The organism is Metamycoplasma alkalescens (genome assembly GCF_900476125.1).
Lineage (GTDB): Bacteria > Bacillota_I > Bacilli_A > Mycoplasmatales > Metamycoplasmataceae > Metamycoplasma > Metamycoplasma alkalescens.
The window spans coordinates 769,426-788,577 of the sequence record NZ_LS991949.1 but is presented as its reverse complement, the minus strand read 5'-3'; the positions used below and the strand labels follow the sequence as shown (position 1 = coordinate 788,577).

The 19,152-nt window shown below is 26.0% G+C and carries 14 protein-coding genes and 1 pseudogene; 6 read left to right on the top strand and 9 right to left on the bottom strand.

The features are described from left to right. Positions 1-63 precede the first annotated feature (63 nt). The 5 genes from D2845_RS03305 to D2845_RS03280 form a co-directional block, all read right to left on the bottom strand. Positions 64-1,737, bottom strand: coding sequence for an IS1634 family transposase (locus tag D2845_RS03305; protein ID WP_117275987.1), 1,674 nt, complete (start codon positions 1,735-1,737; stop codon positions 64-66). A gap of 210 nt (positions 1,738-1,947) precedes the next feature. Further along, positions 1,948-4,092: an MAG2960 family serine endopeptidase lipoprotein gene (locus tag D2845_RS06885; RefSeq protein ID WP_110858491.1), complete on the bottom strand. Its 2,145-nt coding sequence runs from the start codon at positions 4,090-4,092 to the stop codon at positions 1,948-1,950. A gap of 682 nt (positions 4,093-4,774) precedes the next feature. After that, positions 4,775-5,032: a 50S ribosomal protein L27 gene (gene rpmA, locus D2845_RS03290; protein ID WP_110858490.1), complete on the bottom strand. Its 258-nt coding sequence runs from the start codon at positions 5,030-5,032 to the stop codon at positions 4,775-4,777. A 2-nt stretch (positions 5,033-5,034) separates the two neighbouring features. Next, positions 5,035-5,337 (bottom strand): 50S ribosomal protein L21, encoded by a 303-nt coding sequence (rplU, locus tag D2845_RS03285; protein ID WP_110858489.1) that lies wholly within the window; start codon positions 5,335-5,337, stop codon positions 5,035-5,037. Positions 5,338-5,882: 545 nt separating this feature from the next. Beyond that, positions 5,883-6,485 (bottom strand): variable surface lipoprotein, encoded by a 603-nt coding sequence (locus tag D2845_RS03280; protein ID WP_117275986.1) that lies wholly within the window; start codon positions 6,483-6,485, stop codon positions 5,883-5,885. Between the two features lie 496 nt (positions 6,486-6,981). Here D2845_RS03280 and D2845_RS03585 point away from each other — a divergent pair, with 496 nt between their 5' ends. Beyond that, on the top strand, positions 6,982-7,125 hold the full coding sequence (locus D2845_RS03585; RefSeq protein ID WP_231992778.1) for a variable surface lipoprotein: 144 nt from the start codon (positions 6,982-6,984) through the stop codon (positions 7,123-7,125). Between the two features lie 402 nt (positions 7,126-7,527). On the opposite strand, the gene D2845_RS06880 is transcribed toward D2845_RS03585, so the two are convergent. The 3 genes from D2845_RS06880 to D2845_RS06870 form a co-directional block, all read right to left on the bottom strand. Beyond that, a complete protein-coding gene (locus D2845_RS06880) occupies positions 7,528-7,674 on the bottom strand; it encodes a hypothetical protein (protein ID WP_231992777.1) in 147 nt (48 codons plus the stop codon). A gap of 325 nt (positions 7,675-7,999) precedes the next feature. Further along, a complete protein-coding gene (locus D2845_RS06875; RefSeq protein WP_231992775.1) occupies positions 8,000-9,742 on the bottom strand; it encodes an MAG6410 family transglutaminase-related lipoprotein in 1,743 nt (580 codons plus the stop codon). 192 nt (positions 9,743-9,934) lie between these two features. Next, on the bottom strand, positions 9,935-10,099 hold the full coding sequence (locus tag D2845_RS06870; protein ID WP_170127866.1) for a hypothetical protein: 165 nt from the start codon (positions 10,097-10,099) through the stop codon (positions 9,935-9,937). Between the two features lie 733 nt (positions 10,100-10,832). Here D2845_RS06870 and D2845_RS03270 point away from each other — a divergent pair. The 3 genes from D2845_RS03270 (at position 10,833) to D2845_RS03260 (ending at position 15,936) form a co-directional block, all read left to right on the top strand. After that, positions 10,833-12,821, top strand: a complete 1,989-nt coding sequence (locus D2845_RS03270; protein ID WP_117275985.1) for a BspA family leucine-rich repeat surface protein — start codon at positions 10,833-10,835, stop codon at positions 12,819-12,821. 308 nt (positions 12,822-13,129) lie between these two features. Continuing rightward, complete coding sequence (locus D2845_RS06865) at positions 13,130-14,854, top strand: MIP family Ig-specific serine endopeptidase (protein WP_117275984.1); 1,725 nt, start codon at positions 13,130-13,132, stop codon at positions 14,852-14,854. A gap of 467 nt (positions 14,855-15,321) precedes the next feature. Continuing rightward, on the top strand, positions 15,322-15,936 hold the full coding sequence (locus D2845_RS03260) for a variable surface lipoprotein (RefSeq protein WP_117275983.1): 615 nt from the start codon (positions 15,322-15,324) through the stop codon (positions 15,934-15,936). A 273-nt stretch (positions 15,937-16,209) separates the two neighbouring features. Here the strand turns inward: D2845_RS03260 and D2845_RS03255 are convergent, their stop codons facing one another. Beyond that, positions 16,210-16,464: a hypothetical protein gene (locus D2845_RS03255; RefSeq protein ID WP_231992771.1), complete on the bottom strand. Its 255-nt coding sequence runs from the start codon at positions 16,462-16,464 to the stop codon at positions 16,210-16,212. A 242-nt stretch (positions 16,465-16,706) separates the two neighbouring features. Here D2845_RS03255 and D2845_RS06860 point away from each other — a divergent pair. Beyond that, positions 16,707-18,094, top strand: a pseudogene (locus tag D2845_RS06860) (IS1634-like element ISMbov9 family transposase). Positions 18,095-18,205: 111 nt separating this feature from the next. Further along, positions 18,206-18,964 carry an MAGa3780 family membrane protein gene (locus tag D2845_RS06855; protein WP_110858499.1) on the top strand — a complete coding sequence of 253 codons (759 nt, stop codon included), beginning with the start codon at positions 18,206-18,208 and terminating at the stop codon, positions 18,962-18,964. Positions 18,965-19,152: the final 188 nt, after the last annotated feature.

Below are 19,152 nucleotides of genomic sequence, written 5' to 3'. Positions count from 1 at the left end.
AACAAAAAACATACTTATGTAAATTTTTGATTTCATAAGTTATGTTTTTTTATAATGTAATGTCTAAGTGACTTTTTCTTTTGTTAAAAGCTCTAATAATATCTGATAAGTTTGCCAACTTTCTTGTAACTCATCATTATACACTTGTATAGTTTTGATTTTTTGTTTATTTACAAATACTTCAATTTCTTTAACTTCTTTGATAACATTAATCACTTTATGCTCAGTGATTTTACTTTTTCCAGTCAGTCCTAATTTTGAATTTAGAATGTAGATGATGTAGTTTAAAAACACTAATGAAATGAAACATAAGCAAATGTAACCAACAATATGGTTTCAAGTTGATAAATACATTGGACGAAGAGATAATTTACCTTTTAATGTCTTGAAATTAGACTCAATTTGTCATTGTTTTGAATATAAATTAATAACTTCTTTTACTGATAAATCTGTTCTGTTTGTTTCATAAACATAGTATCCGTCATATTTTTGATCTTCTTGTATTTTTTCTATATCAAGTTCATAAAACGCACCTTTGTTTATAGGTTTGAAGAATCTATATTTTTTAGATCCCGCTAAATCATCACAAGAAACAAGATTATCTTTATTCATTTTCTTAGTGAAATTTTGAATTAAAATGTCTCTATCGTTTTTGTCTTTAGTTGCTCGTTTTTGACTAAAACTAATTATTTGTCTTCTAAAATGTCCATTAATTCTTTTTTTATTGTATGAAGATACAATATCACGAGTTTTGTATATCAAACCACCATCATTTATATAATCTTTTTCATCTAATACATACTCTTTAAATTGTTTGCTTCCAGCTTTCATTCTATATGAGATTATGTATTTTCAATTCTTAGATTCTAAAAATCTAATATTTCTATTAACACTCATTCCTTTGTCAGCAATTATAGTTACACTGTTAACTTCATAAATATCTGCAATTTCAAGCATAAATGGTATGAAAGTATTTGAATCAGTAACATTTCCTGGAAATATTTTGTAGTGTAATGGTATCCCATTTTCATCAGTTGCCATACCTATAACAATCTGGTCTTCTTTAAATTTTCCATCTTTTGAATAGCCAGGTTTTTTATAACCTTCACGAGAAAATGTTTCAAAATAAGTAGTTGTTGCGTAAAATCATAATACATCAATTTTTCTATTAGTATTTGCACAAATTTTTGCATTTAAATTTCTTAGAATTTCATCTTTGTTTTTTGCTATATAGTCTAATGATCTATAAAATGAATTTTTTGAATAATTGTCTATTTTTTCTTTTTTTGCTGTTTTATAAGTGTTAAAAACACTTATTGGATTTTTAATTCTTTGATAAATCAACTCTAAAATAACATCTTTTAATGTTGTCGATTTTGTGGGAGAACAATCGTTAAAAATATTGAAATAATCAAATAGTTTTTCAACTAATTCGTAACCTTTAAACCTTTCTAAAACTTCTTTTTTGGTTTCTTTTTTTCCCTTAAGAATCTCATCTAATTTAGTTCTTGCTTGTTCTTTTGATCAAGACAATGGAAAGTTTGCAATAATTGCTTTGATAATTGTTAGCGGATCATCGTGATATTGTTTTAATTCATGCAGATAACCATATCCTAATCTGTATACAAAACCTTTGTTATCTGGTCTTGGCACTCCAATTGATAAGTATTCACCTTTTTTAACTCTTGCTATTGATGTTCTTCATTGTCTTTTTGCATCATTTCTCGACTTCTTCATGTTTTTATTATATCACATTTAAGCATAAAAGCATAATAAATTATATTTTTTTTATAAAAAAATATAGCCGCTGAAAACTGAGTGTTTTCGCGACTAAGTGGGAGACGTAGGAAAAATAGAACAATTTAACTTAACAAACTATAAAAAAATATTCGAACAAACATTATTATTTGTCCAAATTTTTTGTCAAAGTTTATAGTCTTAAGAAGACTATTTTTTAATTGAAGGGTTTAATTTAATTGTTTCTAATTTATCATTAATTAGTTTGTTTTTTAATCCATCAATGATAAAAGGTTGTTTTTCATTGCCAATATAGTCATCACTTAAACTCTTAAATAAAACAATTCCATTAGTTTGTTGTCTTACTACTATACCATCAATTATTCCGTCTTTTCCATGTGGTTTATCAAACTTAATTACTTTTTTATCCCCAATTACGTTATCTACTCTTGTATTAAGTATTCCTATTACATTAAATGATGAATCAATCACCATTGAACCAGAAGCTCCCTCTTTTAGATTAAGATCACCAAAAGGTATATTTGTATACAGTGTAGAAAATTGATCTAGTGTAGTAAGTGGCATTCCATGCTCTTCTTTAATAGGTTGATATTGATCATCACTAACTTTTTTCTTAATAAGTGGTTCTTTATATTTTTCTCATAAATTATTTTCAGAATTATATTCTTTATTTAATTTTTCATCATATCTTAATCAAATATCTCTAAATCAATTTTCATCAACAATTCTTCTTTTAGTTGAAATAATCCCACCTTCTGATTTTACACCTCTAAATTGAGATGACTTCTTAGAAAAAGGGTCCCAGTGTTTTGAATATCCTGCATAGAACTGCGTTTTAATTGGACTAAATTCTTTATTACTAAAGTTGACATAAAAATCTTTTTCTTTGTCTGTTTCAATAACACTTGCTAACTTAGGTAATACATCTTTTAATTTATTTTTTTTAATTTTTAAACGGAGCGTTAGAAAATCTGCACCTGAATTTTTAGTATTAAAATAACTATAATTGTTCTTTAACGTTTTAGAAGTTTTTTGAATAGCTTTTAGGTATGTATTATTGTTTTCATATCTCGGGGTATAATATGGCGCATCTAAATATTGTGCATAAGCATCTTCAAAGGCATCAAATCTATCACTATGTTCTAATTCATATTTATACTTATTTTTTTCAAAAACTCCAAAGTCTAAATCTAAAGAGTTTTCTTTAATTCTGTTTACTTTAAAAGCAGGTTTAGGCTCTATATTCCTATTGTCACCAGAATCATTTGCTTTTATTCCATCATAGAATCCAGGCGGAAACTCATTTCATCCAAAATCTTTATCTTTATAACTATTTCAATATTTTTTAAATTTATCATAATGATAAATTTTATCAAATGTACTTCTTAAGTTAAAAACATGCATATTTGTAGCTAACAATAATTCATAATGATCTTTATTATTATTATTATTTATTCTATCAATTACCCAAGCAGTTCCAAGAAGTTTAGGAAAGTTAAAAATTCCTGATATATTTTTTCGTTCGTCTACTATGTTGACTCATTGTTTAGCATTAACATTAAGTTCAATACTACGATCTTTTATATATGTAAAAAAATCAATGTTTGCTTTTAGTTCTTTATTGTTAGATTTGTTTATTATGTAATAATGTTTATTTTTATTATTATTTGTATAAATAAGCAAATATATAACACCATTTATGTCATCATAGCTAGTTTTTATGTTTGAAATATTTCTTAATTTGAATTTCTTTTCTATAGATTCATAAGTTGCATAAGATAGTAGCTGGCTTAAATTTGAAGGTAAATATCCAAATGGGTTATTTCTAATTAGATTACTTAGATCTATAGTTTTAACTTTTAAGTCTTTTACTTCTTCTTCACTAAATTTTTCTAGGTGTTGATGTTTTAAATAATGACCTATAGGAATTGAAGGATTAAAAAATTGAGTTTTTTGATATGAATCATCGCCATGATTGCCATATTCACCTAAGTGCTTTGCATAGGTTCAATATTCTTTATCTAATTCGTTTTCATGTCTCGGATATTCTTCGGATATAAAGTTAATATTTCTGGTCTTTAAAAAGTTCTTAAATTCTTTATTTTTTTCTATATAAGTCTTTGTATTAGAATGTATTTCTCTTGGGCTTAATTTAATTAATTCATCAATAGCTAAAAAATGTCTATCTTTTGGAACATTATTAGCTTTATTGCTTTCTTGCGGTTTATTCTCATTTTTAGGTGAAACACATGAATAAACAAAAGAACCTAAAAATATAGGTAATCAACTTAATAAATAACCTAACTTAATCTTATTCTTACTAAAAAAACTCATTTATACCCCCTATTTTATAGTTAAGTAAAACATGATAAATTCAATATAATTTTAAATTTAAAAGTATATTATCTAATAATTGGCTTTATTAAACAATAAATTATATATAAATAATCCTGAACTTTAAAAGGAATTAATTCAATTTATTACTTCTTAGTATATTAAATAAATTCTCTAACTATTCTTTTTTTTAATTATAGATAAGACTAATTCATTAAATTTCTTATAAATATAAAACTTATCAAGCTAAATTATAAAACTAGTAAGATAGTATTTTTTTAAACTAGTATCTTCATAGAATAAGGAAATAATAAAGATAATTATAAAACACTAAAATTCTTTATCTTAAGGCTATAAGAATATTTAATTAATAATATAATCCTAAAATAAAAAAAGAAAAAGTAAAGTAAATTAAAATTATTATTTTAAAAAAAGTATGAATTTTTTAGTATACTATTATTAGTTCAATTTGATAACAAATTGGATTAACATAGTTAATGTCTTATCCAAAGCTTTAAAAGCTTATTTCATGTGAATGATACCGACTAGGGTCTGCGGAGTTTAGTCTTTTTTTTATTCTTCTTATACTAAAAAACAATTAAAAAAATAAGCTTAGTTTTTTTATATAAACAAGCTTATTTTATCTTATGTTTAATATTATTTTAAAATAGAAATTTAGTAATTATTTTTTATCTTCATATACTGATGCGAATTTACGGTTAATTCTGTTTTCAAATTTAACAATTCCATCAATTAATGCATATAAAGTGTGGTCTTTCCCAATTCCTACATTATTTCCAGGAAAAATTTTTGTTCCTCTTTGTCTATAAATAATACTTCCTGCAGTCACAAATTGTCCATCAGTTGCTTTAACACCAAGTCTTCTACCAGCTGAGTCTCTACTATTCGATGTTGTTCCACCAGATTTCGTATGTGCCATGGTTATTTCTCCTTAATTTCAGTAATTTGAATTCTTGTATAAGGTTGACGGTGTCCTAATTTACGTTTGTGAGTTGATTTTGGATTATGTCTATAAACAACAATTTTTTTAGCTTTTGCCTGTTTTTCAATTAGACCTAAAACAGATGCACTTTCTAAATATGGAGTTCCAATTTTGCCTTCAATTGCTAGAACTTTATCAAAAGTTACAATATCACCTTGATTGCCTTCTAGTTTTTCAACAAAAATTACATCTCCTTTTTTAACGATTAATTGTTTTCCACCTGTTTCAATAATTGCAAACATTGTGCTTTCTCCTTATATTTTGTCACACCCTTAAGGTACCTAATTTTTTTAAGTTTATAACCTTTTTGGAATGGTTACTCTATAAGTAACCTAAAAGTTATATCAAATTTTATTATTAAAATTAGATCCATAAATATAGGAGTGTTTCTTTTAATTTAATTTCTATAATTTATTTCTTATTAATTCATTGAATTGACTAAAAATTTCTAATTTTAAAATTGAAAAATATATTGAATTTATTTATTTTTTTACATAAAAAAACTCACTGTATGTGAGTTAAGTTTCATAACAAATTTTAATACTTTGAGCTTTTTTATTAATAACCTAAAATTCACTCATCAAAACCTGCTCCATTATGAGAACCTGGAAGGGGATCAGCTGGTGATGGAGAAATCTTAGATGAACTTTTACTTGCTAAATCCTTTAATTGTTCAGCTTCTGAATCATCTTTGTCGTCTTTGTTTTGATCTTGATCAGGTCAGGTCTTATTAGTTCAGCTTCTGAATCATCTTCGTCGTCTTTGTTTTGATCTTGATCAGGTCTTATTAGTTCAGCTTCTGAATCATCTTTGTCGTCTTTGTTTTGATCTTGATCAGGTCAGGTCTTATTAGTTCAGCTTCTGAATCATCTTCGTCGTCTTTGTTTTGATCTTGATCAGGTCTTATTAGTTCAGCTTCTGAATCATCTTTGTCGTCTTTGTTTTGATCTTGATCAGGTCTTATTAGTTCAGCTTCTGAATCATCTTCGTCGTCTTTGTTTTGATCTTGATCAGGTCTTATTAGTTCAGCTTCTGAATCATCTTCGTCGTCTTTGTTTTGATCTTGATCAGGTCTTATTAGTTCAGCTTCTGAATCATCTTCGTCGTCTTTGTTTTGATCTTGATCAGGTCTTATTAGTTCAGCTTCTGTATCTCCTCCAGGGTTTTTATCTCCTCCAGGGTTTTTATCTCCTCCAGGGTTTTTATCTCCTCCAGGGTTTTTATCTCCTCCAGGGTTTTTATCTCCTCCAGGGTTTTTATCTCCTCCAGGGTTTTTATTTTCCTCAGCTTCTGGTTTCTTTGTACCACCACACGAAGCAGCTACTAGTGGTAAAGACGAAACTGATACTATTGAAGCTAAAGAAATAAGTATTTTATTATATTTATTCATCACTATTTAATTATATCATAAATTTAATTATTTAATCAAATTAAATTCTAATTTTAATCATAATTATTTTCATATATGGATATGAATATTCAAAAATTCACTAAAATTAACTTTTTTTTAGTTAAAAAAATAAATGTGAACAAGAAAATTAGACTAAAAAAGATTTTTTATCTTTATAGGCTACTAATATAAGTTTTGGATGGCCTTTCAATCATATTTTCTATTTTCTTTTAAAATGTGATGTATATGGTAAATAATATAAATATACCTTTTTTAATACGCTAAACAAAAACTTTTAAATAAGGTTTATACTTAATAAAAAATGTCATTATTCTTTTATAAATAACAAAGCAAAAAAAGAGCTAATTTATTCATTCATCTTAGTTAGATTTTGAAAATTTATATTGATTTTACATTCATTTTCAATATATTTTGATAATTTTTTCCTTCTAAATTTACCTTTTGTTTTGTCTCAGTTTACTTCTAATATATTTATATGAAAAAATTAAATAAAATACTTATTTCTTTAGCTTCAATAGTATCAGTTTCGTCTTTACCACTAGTAGCTGCTTCGTGTGGTGGTACAAAGAAACCGGAAGCTGAACTAATAAGACCTGATCAATATAAGGGTAAAAAATAAAAAAAATCTTAGTTATCTAAAAAGAATTAAGATAAAACAAATAAAAAGACTCCAGTTGCTGTGAGTCTTTTTATTAAAACAAAGTTTTTTTACAAAATATTTAAAAGTAAAAAAGGGCTTGAACTTTAAAATATTTTTAAAAATCACTTAGTAAAAAGTCTTTTGCAGAGTCCCCCAAAAACCGGACAAAATAGAGGAGGGATTTTTTCATGCCAAAATATACATATGAATTAAAAAAATACAAATGCCATATAAAAATGACATTTGGTGTGAAACTGAGCTACCTAAAAAGAGTATGGAACTTATTCAAAAAATCTTATATAGTTAATTTTTCGGGAAACTTTTAATTAAATATAGATTAAAAATAAAAAGAACTTAGCTATTTTAGCAAGTTCTTATATATTAGTGAATTACTACTATTTCTGAATCTGATGATATACCATCATTAGTTGACTTAACTCTTATTTCATAAGTTCCAGGAGTAGAAACTGTAAGTTTATTTTTATCAATACTAATTCAATTATTAGAGTCTTTTAATTTATATTCCATAGTTTGATCAACACCAATAATTGTTCTACCAATTACTTTTAATTGATTTGCATATATATTATGCTTTTTAATATTGATTGTTTTTATTTCAGAAGTTATTAAACCACTAGTATTTTTAAATCTTATATATAGATTTCCAGCAGTTATTTTATCAATTATTTTATTTTTCGGAAGATCTTGTCAATCATTGTTATTAAAGTTATACTCTAAATCTTTATCATCTGTTTTTACTTCAATTTTTCCATCACCAAGAACTTTGACTTCTGCTTTTGGTTCTTTAATTTCAGTTTTAAATTTAAAAGTATTATTGCCAGATAAAGTGAATTTATAATCTTTTCTCTTGATAGATTCTAGTTTTACTTCAACATCTCCAATTTGATTTAAAATGATCTAAATATAAAGTATATGTTTTATCATCATGTTTAACTTCTCTAATAAGTGCATTAGTTATATTAAAGTTTCCAGGTTTTAGGCCCTTTACTTCTTCATTGAATTTTATTTTAATAGCATTGGGAGCTTCATTATCCTTAGTTATTGTTACTTGAATTTGTTTTACAGAGCTAGATTTGTAATTATTAAAGAAGTATTCAACACCAATGTTATAACCTTTAGATTGACGAATATAATTTGTACGTGACACAAAATTATCTAAATTTCTTTCTTTTAGAGCATCATGAATATGTGAATAATTTGGTGATGAAATATCACGTTTGGTTCATAAAACTAGTTTATTCATCTTACCATTATTTTCATCAAAGTTTTTATCAATTAATGCTATAACATCATCTTTATTCCCGACATAGTTTTTAAATAATAAGTTTCTTAGACGCTTTTGTTTTGTCTCTGGATCTTTTTTATCTGCTTTTAAAAAATCATCAGCAGTGTTTAAGAAGAACAATCTATCCTTATCATTTTTCTTAATTGTAGTATCAGAAGTTGAATCTAAATAGTATCAATCTCCATCAATTTGAACTTGGTTTCAAGCATGTTTATCACTTAAGCTAACTCTAGCACTATAACCTTCTGAAAATTTAACCGGAATGTTTAATTCTTCTAATAATAGTTTTAACCCTTTAGAATAACCAGCACATACTGTATGCAATTCAATTAATGCAGAATGAGCATTTTGATTTTTTGAAAGATTAGCAAAGTTCATATCATGATCATATTTAACGTTAGCGATTATTCATTCATAAGCAGCTTTAAGTCTTTCTAATGTTGGAAGTGATTTTCATTTATGGTAATCTACTATTCTTTTTGCTTCTTTTTTTGCAAGATCTTCATTATTTAAAAGAGTACTCATTTCCCGTGAAATAACTTTTACAACACTTGAATATAAATATCCTTCATATTCAGCAAAAATTCTGGCTTGTGTTATTTCTGGTTTTGAACCATCTGAATTAATTTTTTCAATTCAATTTACAACTCCATTATCTTTTAATTCAAAAGTAAGCTCTTTTAGATTATTTGAGTGATTAGCCTCGAATACTTGATCTTGTGGGTAGAATGTTCTTTGGTATCATTTAACTTTACTATTATCAACTTCTTTATTTGTATTTTTATCAATAAGTTTAAATTGGAAAGTTTTATTTTGAATAGAATCTAATGTAATTTCATCTTGTTGCAATCCAAATTGACTATGAGAGTAAAAATTTGAAGAAACACTATTATTTAGAATCATAGATTTAATCTTATTTTGATCAGTGATTATAGGCTTAAAATCTTGAACGGTTTCTTTTAAATATTTATTATCTATTTCTTGAAGTTCTATACTTGGATTATATGTAGGAATAGTATAACTTTCATTTGGTATGGTGTATGATGTTTGTGAGCTTTGATTAGATGTAGTAGAATAACTAGGTTTATTTATAGTTGTATTAGAGCTATCATGTTTGTTAATATCTTTATTATCAATATGATTATTTGAATTACTAATCTCTAAATCTTTATTACTTATTTGTTGTCTATTAATTGTATTTGAAAACTTACAACTTGTAGCAATAATTGAAAGAGTTGATACAGATGTTATAGATAATATTTTTAATAAACGTTTTAAAAGATTTTTCATAAGTTTTACTTTCCATTCTCTTATGTGAGTATTATATCACTTTAATTTAACTTATAACTTAGTTTATAGTTGTTTAATATACACAACATTAAACTGTAAAGTGAATTATTTATATTTAAGAATAATCAATACAACAAAAATAATTAACCAAATATGAATTAACAAATTTGTACAAAATTATTGGACTCGATATTAAAGTTTGTTTTCTATATAAGCACCTCACAATAGTTGAGGTGTTTTTCATTTAAATTCTTTTAGAAATCCTTCTTTATTATATCGCTCAATAAATTTTGAAATTTCATTTTTTAATTGCTCAAATGTTAACTTTCTAACAAATTTTTCAAAGTCAGAAATCATCTCTTAACTTTAATATAGAAAAGAAATATTCAATTTCTCTATTATAATTAGTATCATAAAATGAATAGCTCATATCTGTTTTTCATAGAGTAAATAATTTTATATCGCTATTAACTGTTTGAAAAGTACATTTTTAAACTAGTTATTGCAAGAGATAATTAATCTGATATTTTTTTTATATGCCACAGAGCACTTACTTTACCCTTAGTTTTCTAATATGGCTATTTCAATTAGTAACTTACTTCTTTTAGTTTACTATGTCTCTGATATTTAATAGAGCATAGAAATTGAATAAACAAAGTCAACTTTAACACAAAAAAATGTTTGAAATGATGAACTCAATGTTTTGCGAAATAAACTAATTTAGTTAATCTCTTGATTTAATAAAAAAACCTAGAGAAAATGGGCTGAATGTTTTATAACACAAAAATTTAACTTAGAACTTAAATTTAGCTATACAAACAAAATAAAATATATGAAAAAAGTATGTTCCAAGAGGAAACTAATTTTAATTAAGATATTAACAATCAAAAGAACATCAAAGCAGTAGCTAATTTCTTAAATGTTTAAATATGCTAATGCATTTGTACAAGGCCTTTCTAGTCGAACTATTAGTAAACAATAAAAAATCATCTAGATCTTAATCCTTAAAATGAATGAATGCCAAAATTTTCCAAGTAAAAATTTTAAACAATTAAAAAAAACCATCACAACTTGATAAGGAGTTAAGAAAATGAAAAAAAGTTTATTACTAATAGGCGGACTAACAGCTGTGGCTGTAGTTCCTATTTCCATAACAACAACATTGCTTATTAAAAAAAATAAGCAGCAAAATATTAATCAAAATAAGATTGAAAAATTACAAGATGAGCTTAAATTGCTACAAAGTCAGATAGTCAATTTAGAAAAAGATAAAACACAAATGGCTCAGTATGCAGATTCACTAATTTATGGCTTTGATATAGAAAATTATCAGTTAGAAAGTCTGGAAGCAATGCTAAAATTGAAAGCTAAATTTCATGAATTGAATTCTTATGTTGATGAACTTAAAAATCAAATTAGTATTAAAAAACAAAATGTAGCAGAATTAGAAAAAGAAATTAAAAGATTACGTAATGAATTAAATCATGAACGTAATGCTATCAGGTTTGAAATTCAAAGGCTAGTAACTGATGAATGAGCTAATATGAAAGATGAGATTTTACAAAGTCATAAAGTTAGTGATATTGTGAAACATCTAAATAAAAGAATTAAATTTACTAAATTACCATATCTAATAAAAACTGATTCAGATAAAACAATTAAGTCTTTAAAAGATGCCACTAAAAACCTTATTTTAAGTTTTGATGGTTTAGATTTTGAACTAACACTAGAATTAAAAGATGTAAGCTTTCATCTAGACTCAATTGAGCATGAATATGAAGATAGTCAAGAAACTATTTGTAAAATAATTGGTTATTATAAAGATGAGTCTGGCAAAATAGCTATTAAACCTTTTGCAAAATCAACTAAGAAGGTTCCTACTAGATTGCCTTGATTTATAGAGTCATTAAAAGCAGCATTTAAAGAAAATAAATCATCAAACATAGAAAATCTTAATGAATGAAATACATCAAATGTTACAGATATGAGTATGATGTTTGAAGCAAGCAAAATTAATCAACCAATAAGATTTGATACAAGAAACGTTATTACTATGTATTCAATGTTTTATGAAGCAAAACATTTTAATTCCCCACTTAACTTTGATACAAGAAATGTGCAAAACATGAAGGCTATGTTTTATGATGCACTCGAATTTGACCAAGAACTAAAATTTAATACTAAAAATGTTACAGATATGTCTTTAATGTTTAGCGGGGCAAGTAAATTCAATAAATTGCTCAACTTTGATACAAAGAATGTTAAAAAAATGAACTCAATGTTTTGGGGAACAAATGAATTTAATCAACCGATTAACTTTAATACACAAAATGTTGAAGACATGGAACAAATGTTCTCTCATGCAAAAGCATTTAATCAAATATTAAATTTTGATACAGGCAATGTAACAAATATGAGAGGATTACTTGAATTAGCAGAGAACTTTAACTCTAATTTAAACTTTTCTGATACGAAAAATGTTACCACTATGGAAATGATGTTTAATGGAGCTATAAACTTTAACAAACCAATAAATTTCAATACAAAAAAAGTAACAAATATGAAATTTATGTTTAATAATGCATATAAATTTAACTCACCTATTAAATTTGATACAAATAATGTTACTAATATGTATGGTATGTTCTATGGAGCGCTTGAGTTTAATCAACCACTTAACTTTGATACAAGTAATGTTGAAAATATGGGCAATATGTTTTATAATGCAAAGAAATTCAACTCAGAGCTTAAATTTAGTAATACAAGAAATGTAAAAGATATGAGTGGTATGTTTTGTTATGCAGAAGCCTTTAATCAACCACTTGATTTTGATACAAGAAATTTAGAAAATATAAAATGAATGTTTTATGACGCAAAAAACTTTAATTCAAAACTTAATTTTATAGATACAAGCAAAATTAAAAATATGCAAGGTGCATTTCAAAAAGCAAGTAAATTTAACCAAGATATTAGTAACTGAAATATTCAAGCAGTAACTGACTTTTCAAATATGTTTGAAGGTGCTAATGCCTTTAAACAAGACCTTTCTAAATGAAAAAGTAACCCAAATTGAAAATAAACTAGAACAAAAAATTAGATACTCGCAAATATAGCAAGTCTTTCTTTTTAAAACAAAGTATTTTTATGCCAATATAATTAAGAGTAAAAGAAGTGTTTAACTTATTTAATTATTATTAAATTCCTTAAGATATAGCAATCATTGAATAAAGAGAATTAAATATATCATACACTTAGCAATAAATTAAATTAGTATATAGATACAATTTTAATGTATTACTTTACAGATTAAGGCTGAAATGTCATTTTACAAAAATATTTTTTTGGTAAACTTTGAAAAAGATATTTTACTTACATTACGAGGTCATGATGAGTAAGCAAAAATTATTATTAATTCCTATGATATCAAGCATTAGCAGCTTAGTTTTATTAACTTCATGTTCTAAAATAGAAAATACTAAAATTACTGAATCAATAAGTGAAAATAAACCTGATAGTGAAAATAATGCAACTAGAGAAGGCAATACAAACCTAAATGATAATAAAGATAATAAATTAATAAATCCTACGGTTCAGCAAAACCAAACTAGTTTGTTTAAAATCATAGACCCTAAAACTATTTATAAAGAAATTTATGATCGTACCTTTGCTTTGAAATTTCTTACAAAACTTCCTGGAGACGGAGGGATATTAGATAACAATCAAGGGACTGGGTGGTTACTTGACTATCATAAATTTAAAAATGCTAATAATAAATATAAATTATTCATAGCAACAAACCTTCATGTTTTAAGTCATTTTAGTAATTCACTAAGTAAAGAGTTGAGCAGTAAACTTAACTATTATGATTCTCAAAGCGATAAAAAAGTTCTGGGTGTTGCTTTAGGTAAAACCAAAAACCCAGTAAATGATTTTAATCATGTTCCAAATAATAATCCATCAGTAGAAAAAGCAAAAAAAAATAATTGAAATGCAAATTATTATGGTAATACTGTCCCAACGGGAGAACATAGTCACTGAGAAAGTACTTCACATAAAACCACTACAACAGAAGCAATTAGTAGCCCTAAAATAGTTTTTGCTGCCCTTGATTTTATGAAAAAAGAAGCATTTTTAAAATATCAAGACAAATTAAATGAAGTAGCTAAGGAATATGGAGATAGAAAATTACAAGAAGAAAGTGATTATCAATATAAACATGCTTGGGATGATTTAAATAGAGTGTCTAATGTACCAATGATGGTAGATTTTGGAATTTTTGAAATTGATGTTGATCTTGATAAAGCAGATGAAACATTAAAACAATGAGTAAAAGAAGCTATAGATGGTGTAGATAACTATCTAGCAAGGTTATCAAAAACAGCTGCACTTCCAAATCAAAATAAAGATGTTTCTAAATATTTGCAAACAGTAGATTATGTATCTGCATTCAAAACGCAAAAACATCCTAATAATCTAACCAAGGCAAAGGATGTTTATATTGCTGGTTACCCTGTTTCTGAAAATATTGCTTGATGAATGCAAAATAATCCATCTGAAAGATATGAAATGCAGGATGGCAAGCAAAATCAAAGTATGAAATTTGATTTTCCTAAATTTGATCCAACTAAACCTTTTCCAATACTACCGCATAATTTTCCATTTCGTCGTAAACCAACAGAAGGTTTCTCTGAAAATAATGTAGAAGAAAAAATTAGTACAGTTACCCCAACAATTTTTGATTCTTATTGAGGAAGAGTTTTAGCAGCCTGATATGGTTTTCAATATAATGTTAACTTTTCTTCTTTGTACTATGGTGCATCAGGATCATTAGCTTATAATGAATACGGACAAATGATTGGGATTTATAATGGTGTTAGTTCAAATGTTCAATTTGGAGACTTACTAAGAAAGGGTTCAATTGCACCATTTTTACAGTCAAGTAATATAGAGGCTGGTGAGAATACTATTTATGCATACAATCTAATTGATGGTACTAACAAAACTCAATTTGGTATGCAAAAGAACTCATTTAGAGAGAATTTAAGAGTAATTTATCCAAATGGATTTGAAGACGGTTCTAAGGAAACCAAGCTATTTGATAAAGGTTATTAAGAAGTAATTTCACATAAGAAGTTTCTTTCAAATTATATGTTCAATGTAGCACTCAGTAACAATAATACTGGGTGTTTTTTTAAAAAAATCCACTTCTATTGATTTGAGAAAAGGGGGATAGGTGAATTAAAAAATACATTTGATAATTACTAAAAAACTTAGTTGTAATACTATAACCTAACAGGTATCATATGATCTCGATTAGATAATGAATTAGATGCCACTAAGGCAAAAAAATACACAAAAAAATAAAGTTCATAATAAAAAATGAAAAAAAGAAACTAAGCTAAATGAAAAATTATCTGTAGGACATAATCTTTGATATACTTTTAAAAAATTCTATTTTTTTTAGTACAAAAGAATCATTAAAAATTTAAATTATAAATAAACCTAGATAAAAAAATGACTAAAGAAAGCGTTTCTTACTTTGTAAGTTTATAAATCAATAAAAATAAAGGAAGAAAAATATGAAAAGCATCAATAAATTGCTAATATCTGCTGTTTCAGCTATTTCGCTAGCTATGCCACTAGTAGCTGCTTCGTGTGGTGCAACCAAACCATCAGAACAAGGTTCAGGATCTAAACCATCAGACACAACCAAACCATCAGAACAAGGTTCAGGATCTAAACCATCAGACACAAACAAACCATCAGAACAAGGTTCAGGAACTAAACCATCAGAGATAGACCCTATTCAAAATGATACAACTAATAATCAACCCCCAAAAATACCAAATACTGTAGGAGATTTATTTAAAGAACTTAATAAAATAAGAGATCAATACTACAGATTTAAGGGAAAGTTAGATTCATTAATTGATAAAGAAAAATTAAATACGATAAAGCCACACTTTGATTACTGATTTGAAAAACCAGATCCAAATCCAGACCCAGATTTAAATATAAATCAAGAACCAGATAAATTAATTAAAGAATCTGGATATGATCAAATCAAAAAAATATTAGAAAAAAGGAGTAATAAAGACAGCAAAGAATATATAGAAGCTGTAAATGAACTAAAAAAATTCATTGAAATTTATAATGCTGATCTTAGACCAATATTAGAGAAAACTATAAAATAAAACATCAATTTTTGATTCTTGAATAATCGGTAAAATTCCAAAAAAGGATGAATGAATGATTTTATCTTGTCTTATATAGTGTATATTTGGAATTATTTAATTAAAAATAAGGCAATAAAAACAAAAATGCTTAGTTAACAATAAGTTGCTAAGCATTTTTTGTTGTAGTTATTGCATTGTTAGATAACAGAATCTGTGTATGAACCATCTAATAAGAAGTCTATTAAACCAATATATAAGACGCCTTTTTTATCATATCAAGGGATTATGTTGTTATAAGTTATTACTATTTTTTTTGAATGAGTCGTCAATATTGTACAAAGATCTTGTTTCTTGTTCTATTTTTTCTTTTGTTGGTAATTCATATGCAGATTGAATGTAATATTTAACATTTGGTTTTTGGCAAACAAAATCAACTTCAAATGATTTTCTAGTTCTTTTATCACCATTAGATATAATTTTTTCAACTATTCCAACGTTGATGTTAAATCCCCTTCTCTTTAATTCATTATAAATTAAGTTTTCCATTATATGATTTGGTTCATATTGATTAAATAAAAGTTTCCCGAAAAATTAACTATATAAAAATGCAAAAATAAGCGATTTGCATTATAGATTGTTAATTTTCACAAACTAAAACAAGAGTTTTAAAAACAAAGGCTCTTGTTTTTTATCTTACAATTGAAAAAATCAGCAAAAATATGTTTAAAAATTTGCTTGTTTTTTTAAAAAATAACTATATAATTAACTATATAAAGAAGTTAATATATATGGCAGTACCAGCAGAAATTAGAGCAATAGAAAGACCTAAAAATACAGTTGTCAAAAAATCAGGTTCAATGTGAGCAGTTATTGAAAGAGTTGGATGCATTAGAAAAAATGGAAATAACCAACCAGTTGAAGGTAAAGTTATAGGACATATAATTGATGGGAAATTTGTGCCAAAAGAAAAGTTGAAAATAACTGTTTCAATGAAAAATTTTGGCGACTATGAAATAGCAAAATCAGTTTCTAAGGATCTATTGACTGATTTAAGCAATGTGTATCCGCAGGATATGGCTAAACACATATATGCTATTGCTTTACTTCGTTCTATAAATCCAAGAATGACAAATAACAAATTGGATGAAGTGTTTAATGAATCATTTATGTCAGTTGAAAGTCCTGAACTTAAACTTGGAAAAAATAATGCCTCGTCATTAATAAAATGAATTGGAAAAGACTATTCTAAGGTACTTGAATTTATTCAAAACAGGGTTAGGAAAATTGATGAGAGCAACAAAATTGCAATAGATGGAATGTTAAAAAACAATAATAGCAAAGTAAATTCATTAAATGATTTTTCATACAAATCAAAGTTAAAAAATAGTAAAAACATCTCTATTTTGATTGCTTTTAATGTAACAACTAGAGATGTAATTTGTTCGTTGCCTTATTCAGTAAATTGTGTGGATGTCACTAGTTTTCCTGACTTTTTGGAGAAAACAGGAATAAATAAGGGAATAATTATAGGTGACAAAGGCATAAATAGCAGTGCACTAATATCCAATGTTGGCTTTATACATCCGCTAAAAAGATCACTAAAACTTTTAGAAGAAATTGATGCATACAATATGAAAGATAAAATAAACAGCAAAGATGAGCCAACCTGATGTAAAAAGATATTTCACAATGGACTTTATTACTATGCTTTCAGGAACTTAAAACGTGCATCAAAGGAAGAACAAGACTTTATGTCTAGTAAAAAATTTTCAATTGAAAGATATGAAAAAATTAAGCACAAATTCGGAACAATTGTATATGTATCAGATCAAGATATCACCTGTGAAGATGCATTAAACTTATACAAGCAAAGATGAGAAATAGAACTTGTTAACGATTTTTATAAAAATACATTAGAGTTAGAAACCGTTAGACAGCATGATGATTACAGTGTTTACGGTGATGAGTTTTTGAATATGCTTACCCTTATAATTGGAAACAGAATAAAGAATAAATTTGCTGACTCAAGAATTTTAGAGACTAAAACTTATCGCGATGTAATGAAAATATTTAAGCAATATAAAAAAATACAAATGCCATATAAAAATGACATTTGGCATGAAACTGAGCTCCCCAAAAAAGTATGGAACTCATTGAAAAAATCTTATATAGTTAATTTTTCGGGAAACTTTTAAATAATAATATTATAGCAATGTTTAATTTGCTCTAATTTATTTAGATTATAAATTCTGTTCATTAAAAAATAAATATAGTTATAATAATTCGCATGCAAAATAAAACTACAAATAAGAATATGAGATGATGGCTGCTTGGTTTTGGTTTGTTTGTGCTATTAACAACCCTTTTCTATGCTTTCTCATATGTGATTTGATACGATCCAAAAGATGAATTAAATAAAACTGGTGCACCAACACATCTTGCAGTTTTTAAAGGCTGAGGTTCATTTTTATACTATACTTACTTATCAAACTTTTTACTAGGTTTTGTCCTAATTATAGCTGGCGTTTTATGAACTAATATGTATGCTAAAAAAGCACTATTTATTTCTGTTGTTTCAATAACTATGACTTTTGTTGTCTATTGAGCATTGCTTTCATACCAAAAGTCAACATGGACTAATCCATTAAATGCTACCCGCTCACTGATTACACATGCAATAAATCCTATCTTAGGTTTTGTAGCCTTGTCTTTGATTAGAAAAGAAATTATTGTAACTAAAATTACATTTACAATTCCTGTGCTTATTTCAACTGTTTACACAATCTTTGCAATGATATTATTCTTTGCTACATTTGACAAAATAATTCAAGGCAGAGGCGCAGTTGTTTATGGATTTTTAGACTTTAAAAACCCTTATTTTTATAAAGGAAATAATACAGGAGTAATAATTATTCTTGATTTACTTCTTTATGTTGTTTCAATGATAACACCATTATTATTTGGAATTATGTGGAAGTTTATTTATAAAATTAAGTATCAAAAATCTATACCTAAAAAACCAAAGTGATTGCTGAACAATAATTAGTCATAGCACTATTGCTATGATTTTATTTATTCCGACATAAATACATTTGCTGTATTACATTATTTTTTGCTAATTATATATTTTTATTAATTCTATTCATTCATTAACTGTTAGTTGTCTAGCCATAATAAAATATCCCTTCTACATAAAAAAATATTTGAACAAACATAATTATTTGTTCAAATATT